This is a genomic window from Borreliella japonica (assembly GCF_900099615.1).
In the GTDB taxonomy this organism is placed as follows: Bacteria; Spirochaetota; Spirochaetia; order Borreliales; family Borreliaceae; genus Borreliella; species Borreliella japonica.
In genome coordinates this window covers 1-5,912 of the sequence record NZ_FMTE01000013.1, presented here as the reverse complement: position 1 = coordinate 5,912, position 5,912 = coordinate 1, and the positions used below count along the sequence as shown (strand labels likewise).

Here is a 5,912-nt window from a genome sequence, read left to right as displayed (position 1 = left end):
AGATTATGTTTTGGTGAATCAACGTTATTAAAGAATCTAAAAGGATGTCATGCGATAAATCAATAATTAATTTCTACAATCTTTGATTTAGAAATAGTAGTTCGCATAGAGAAAACCAAAAATAAATTAAACTACTTGACATAAAACTCTTACTGGGTAGTTTAGCACAAAAACTTTTAACTTATCTTAGCTAATAACTTCAATATCTGACGCAATCTCTACAAAATACCGAAAGAAATTTTTATCAGGAAATCTACAAAAAACAATTATATAGCTAAAATTTTTATAAATTTTAGACTTAATATATAAAAACAGTTTACTAAAATTACTCAAAATTGTTATCATATAATAAGTTATATAATGAAAAGAAAAACTTTTATATTCTTAATGTTTTTGATTCAAAATTTAACAGCATATTCTCAAATCGCAAACTATGAATTTAAACAAACTAAAATTAAAAATATAAAAGGAATATTTATTAATTACAAAGTCTATCTAACAGAAAATTTAGCAATCGACAATGTAAAGACCTTAAACCATATTTCCACATTCAAAATTAATCTCGTTATTGACAAAAAAATTGCATCTTCTATTAAAAATGAGCAAGATGTAATTAGAGCTGGAAATGAATGTGGAATCTTTTTAGAATTTCAAATTAATAACCACATATATTATGCCAAATTTTCATCAATAAAATACATTTTAAAAGCAATTGAAAGTTTTACCAAAATCAAAAATACAATTAATAATTCAGAAATTAAAAATCTTGAAGGCAATGGAATTTTTTTGTACAAAAATGGTCTCTCATATAATTTAAAAACAGATTTTCAAGAAACCGCAATATTCGTAAATTTTCTTGGCTTTAAAGATAATACCGGAAGACCTTACTTTATCTTTTACCATGACAATATAGATAATAAAGACAAAAATTTAAAAACAATTTTAATTTCCTTTGAAGAATTCCATAATGGAATAAGAGAAGGTTTATTCTTACTGAGAAACGAAAAAGCTATACTAGAATTCATCAATCTTTCAAAAGATTGACACAATAGATAGATAGATAGATAAAAACAATTTTAAAGTTGATATCACTGCAAATTAATATCAAAAAAACCTTATTTATACTGAATACTTTTAATTAATATCCTTCCTAGCAAATGGTCATTTAAAATTATTCAAACTCAAATCAACTTGCATCAAGTTCTTTAACTTTTAAATTGAAATCGTCCAAAAATTTTTTAAAAGGAATCTTACTAAAATTTACAACAACATCATTCCTAAACGCATAAATTCTAAATGCCGCTATATTATCATTACCTAAAGCGGCAAATTTTATAAATTCGCTTTCTGGAATAACAAATTTATAAATCTCTACCTTAATATTTTTTTCAGTAATCACTGTTGTATAATCATAAGGAAAATATGAATCATAAAAATCGTTATAATAAACAACACGTTCGCTATTCTCTGAAACCAATTCTCCTTTGGACTCAAACCTAGTGTCTGTGATTATCTTTTCAAGCTTTATCTGACTAGAATTTCTAGCCTCAACTCTAACTAAAATAAAATATTCTCTTTTATTTTTCAACTTATCATATTTAATAGAAATTACAGATCTAAATATTCCATCTCTAGAATAATTTACCCCAATATCATACTGGGAATCTAATACTTGAGAAAACCTATCATAAGCTATTTGATAAGTTTGACAAGAAATTAAAAAAAATACCAAAATAAAATACTTTACAATAAATTTTGCATTCATTAAAATCTCCCTTTAGTTTATCTTATATTTATTTTAAAAAAATTTCTCAAAATCAGAAAATTAAATAATATAGTCAATTCAAATAAAAACATTCTAATTTTACAGCTTGAATTAAAATTAAAAAACTATTATTATTAGGTGTTGTTCTCACAAAAACCAATTTAAAAGATTAGATTATGTCTAATCCCAATTTATATGAATTTCAAAGTGCATCTATAGGAGAAATCGTGTATACTGACCCAAGGTCAATCATTAGTACTTACTTTGTAAAAAACAAAAAAATATTCATTATCAACCCCATAGCTTTTAAATTTGAACTTAACTTTGAAAAAATTATTCAAACAAACTCAAAAGAAAATATAAAGCTCAAAACATTTAAAGGTGGAATTATTAATTTAAAATTAAGGTCAAATGAATTTCACAAATTACCAACAGACATTCTAAAAGAAAGCCTTGAATTTTATATTAACTATGTAAGTGAAGAAAAGCTCAAAATAGTTTACGATATGATGGTAGTCAAAGTTTATACAATTAATTTAAAAGCTAGTAATAAAGATAAAATCTACCTAATCGGACTTAAAATACTTGGTTCTATTTATAGAAAAGAAAACATAGAAAATGCATTTACTCCTATTATAAAAAATAATAACACTTATCTTTTTAAAAACAAGGCAAACAGCCAGAAAGTCAATCTATTTCTAAAAGGCATCAATAAGACCATTGAACTTCCTTCTTTGACAAAAATCAGCTATTCAAACATTAAAGTTGTCAATAACACCGATATAAAAACTAATGAAAATTTAAATATAAACATTGAAACAGCAAATAGAATACTACTAAATCTAAGCACAAAAATCTACGAAGAATTAATTTTAACAAATTCAAACCAAATAAAAACTATCAACAATAAACAAAAAATTCTAAAAACGTTAAGATCTTTTATTGAAAATGAGAACGGCTTAGGGGGAAAGATAAGATTAATATTCTTAAAAAAAACAAACTTTTTGACTAAAAATTTAAACTCAAATAACTTAGACTTTATCTTAAATGACATCAATATTATACAAGAAAATAGCTTCATCAGGATTGATATTGCTTTGCTAGAGGATAAAATAGAAAAAAAATACTTAAACCAAGCTCCAAGTATAAACTCATTTCTTAAAAACATTATTTTATTGTAAATTTTTTGGTAAAATAAATTATTATAATCATCCCCAACTATATCATTTAATAACTTTTAACAAATATATTCTATCAAAAGTATTCAACATATAACCTAACTCCTTGAAACTAACACACAATATGTAATAAAATAAAATTAATGGGGTACTTATGTTAAGTATTAACGGTGTAAGACTTTATTCTTTAAAAGAATTCCAAAATATATTAGAAGATTCTTATAATCTTTCAATTAGCAAAAATACTATATCTAAAAAATCAAAAATTTTAAAATGCGCAATCCATGTGGACAACCGTCCTTACCTTTTAGAAGATTTTTGTACATATTTTTTAATGGACTTTAGAAGACCTAAACCTATAACAAATAGCATGAAAGAAACAATTCAACTAAGGATTGAGCAAGCAAAAAAAATAATGAACCGAAAATCTACAAAACATGAAATACAAATTGCTTCTAAACACATAGGTCATATTTTATAATCTATAATATTGACATTTTAAAAACATTGCTATAAAATGTGGTAAAAAGCTAATTATTTTGTTTGTAACACAATAAAGATTTAGAGTGCAAACCAAATAATTGGAAAAGCTTCTGAAACTACAACAAATTTCACTTCAGAAGCCAGGATGTTACAATGATAATAAAAATAAGAAATAATGTCAACAAAAATTTTAATAATATTGCAACATTAGAAGAACTTATAAAGCACAACCAAAAAAACACAAATTCTAATTTAATAGAATTAAAGCAATCAAGACTAAAATCATATTTAACTAAAAAAAGAGCCATATATCAAAGAATACTCAAAGTATGTTGGGCAATTGAACTTAAAAACAAAGAATACTATAAATCTAACAAACTTAGAACATATTCCACAATAGAAATATACAACATAGTTAACAAATGTCTTGCAAAAGACAACCAAAAAACATCAATTAGAACCTTAGAATATGATATAGCATTTTTAAATCAAGTATTATTAATAAACACTAAACTAAAGCATTTAGGCAAAGACAAAGGCAGCTTTGCATTTTACATACAAAATAAAAATCTTTGGAAACACCGTTTTATAGTTATTCAAGAAGCAATAAATGAAGAAATCAAAGAGTATTTGAAAGACAAAAAAATAGTATCTGATTTTTCTAAAGAAATTGACAATGATATAAACAAGAACAATATTAAAAAATCAAAACCTAAAAGCTCAATTGCAGATGAATCAATTGCAGATGTTATACCTAAAGGTATAAAAGATATATATAAGATAAAGAATTCTATAAAAGAAAGAAATAAAAAAATAAACAAAATTTCCTATAAAGAATATATTGCAGACAAACTTGTGAAAGTCCATAAAATAAAGAAACCTCAAATAGCAAAAATACTAAAAATAAGCAACAATGAAAAAACCTATATAAATGCATTAAGAAACTTAAAGTTAGCAATAGAAAAATATGAAAAAGAATACAAAATTGAAGATATTTCAAATCATTTTATAAAAGAGTTTGAAAACAAATACAGTAAAAAAATATGGATGATGAACGCAAAAACAAATAAAATAAATGACTTTGATAAAATTTGGGAAACAAGATTTAAAAAAAAGTTCCTGAATAAAATATTAGAAGAAAACCATTGTAATAAACAAATAAATGACAAAAAAAATATTATTAGTTATAAAAAAAGAATAAATGTTTTTTTCTCCAATCACAGAGGTCTTAAAAGAATAAGCGAAATTAAAATCAATTAGAAGGCCGTTCTTAATTAATCCTGATAATTTTAAGTAATAGATATGACTTACTTAATAACTAAATAGAAAATTAATAGTAATTTATTGATAACAAAATAAAAGATTTTTCTATACTAAAAAGAGACTTTTGTTTAGTATTTTATGAAAAATAGCAATATATTTGTTTGTCAGCTGTAGGTTTATAAATATTCTAGCAGGAGAAAATATGAAAAGAAATGTTTTATCAATATACACTTTAATATTGATAAATGTACTATCATGTCATATGAATAATCCTAATGAATTGATAAATAAAGAAATAAAAAAGTTTTCAGAAAAAAAGAAGGATTTAGAATTTATAGAGAAAACTCAAAAAAATAGAGAAGTTGTTGAACAAAATGTGAAAGAAAAAGCAAAGCAAATAATTCAGGCTGTTTCCATAGAGCCTGTTAATATAAAAAATAAGATAGTCTTAAAACCTACATATTATTCCCAAGAAGAAAAAGAAATAAAAGATGAATATTTAGTTCCAAGTACCGATGAAGAAAAAGAAGCAGAGAAAGCAATTAATAATGTGAAGAACATGTTTATAGGTAATGAATTTTCTAAATTGGTTGATGATGGGTATAAACTTAAAAATGAATATGACCAATTAGAATCTAGTTTTTACGATGTTTATATTGCACTTAAAAATAAAGTAGGTTCAAAAATTAAAAATGGACGAACGAATAGTTGGAGTGGTTATTTAAGACAGAATATAAGATCAAATAAGATTGAAAGACATAAACTAATTCAACTAATCAATCAGTTAAACGAGAAGAGGGCTGATGTTGATGAGCTTAGGAATAAATTAGAGATTGGAATTGACGAAAGAATATTCGCAAAATGCTTTTTTGAGCAAGCACAAGAAGCTTTAAAAAAAGCTATCATTGAGAGATTAAAAAACAAATCTAGAAAGCTTTATCCAAAGAGAAATAATTTGGCAAAAGAGGCACAAAATAAAGTTAAGAATGCTTTAGATCAGTTAGAAACTTCTTCTTCTAAGATAGGTGAAGCAATAGGAAGAAAGAAAGAGATAGAAAAACTTATTCAAGAAGCAAGATCTATTCTAGAGTAAATGTTAAGAGATAAGAAAATAAAAAAAATATTTTATAAGAACTAATATTCGAAATTAAAGTACTCTGCTAAAGGAAGACTTTTTATAATTCTATGTGAACTACTATTAGAAAATCAAAGATTATAGAAAT

At 24.0% G+C, this 5,912-nt stretch carries 6 protein-coding genes; 5 read left to right on the top strand and 1 reads right to left on the bottom strand.

From position 1 onward, the window contains the following. Window positions 1–360 precede the first annotated feature (360 nt). On the top strand, window positions 361–1,044 hold the full coding sequence (locus BLO14_RS05435; protein ID WP_091973819.1) for a hypothetical protein: 684 nt from the start codon (window positions 361–363) through the stop codon (window positions 1,042–1,044). A 142-nt stretch (window positions 1,045–1,186) separates the two neighbouring features. Here the strand turns inward: BLO14_RS05435 and BLO14_RS05430 are convergent, their stop codons facing one another. Continuing rightward, a complete protein-coding gene (locus tag BLO14_RS05430) occupies window positions 1,187–1,765 on the bottom strand; it encodes a hypothetical protein (protein ID WP_091973816.1) in 579 nt (192 codons plus the stop codon). 176 nt (window positions 1,766–1,941) lie between these two features. Here BLO14_RS05430 and BLO14_RS05425 point away from each other — a divergent pair, with 176 nt between their 5' ends. From BLO14_RS05425 to BLO14_RS05410, 4 genes are all read left to right on the top strand, one after another. Then, complete coding sequence (locus tag BLO14_RS05425; protein WP_236736412.1) at window positions 1,942–2,946, top strand: hypothetical protein; 1,005 nt, start codon at window positions 1,942–1,944, stop codon at window positions 2,944–2,946. A gap of 151 nt (window positions 2,947–3,097) precedes the next feature. After that, entirely contained in the window at window positions 3,098–3,424 is a 327-nt protein-coding gene (locus BLO14_RS05420; RefSeq protein WP_091973809.1) for a hypothetical protein, read from the top strand. A 155-nt stretch (window positions 3,425–3,579) separates the two neighbouring features. After that, window positions 3,580–4,686, top strand: coding sequence for a plasmid maintenance protein (locus BLO14_RS05415; RefSeq protein WP_091973806.1), 1,107 nt, complete (start codon window positions 3,580–3,582; stop codon window positions 4,684–4,686). 205 nt (window positions 4,687–4,891) lie between these two features. After that, a complete protein-coding gene (locus tag BLO14_RS05410; protein ID WP_091973803.1) occupies window positions 4,892–5,782 on the top strand; it encodes a P12 family lipoprotein in 891 nt (296 codons plus the stop codon). Window positions 5,783–5,912: the final 130 nt, after the last annotated feature.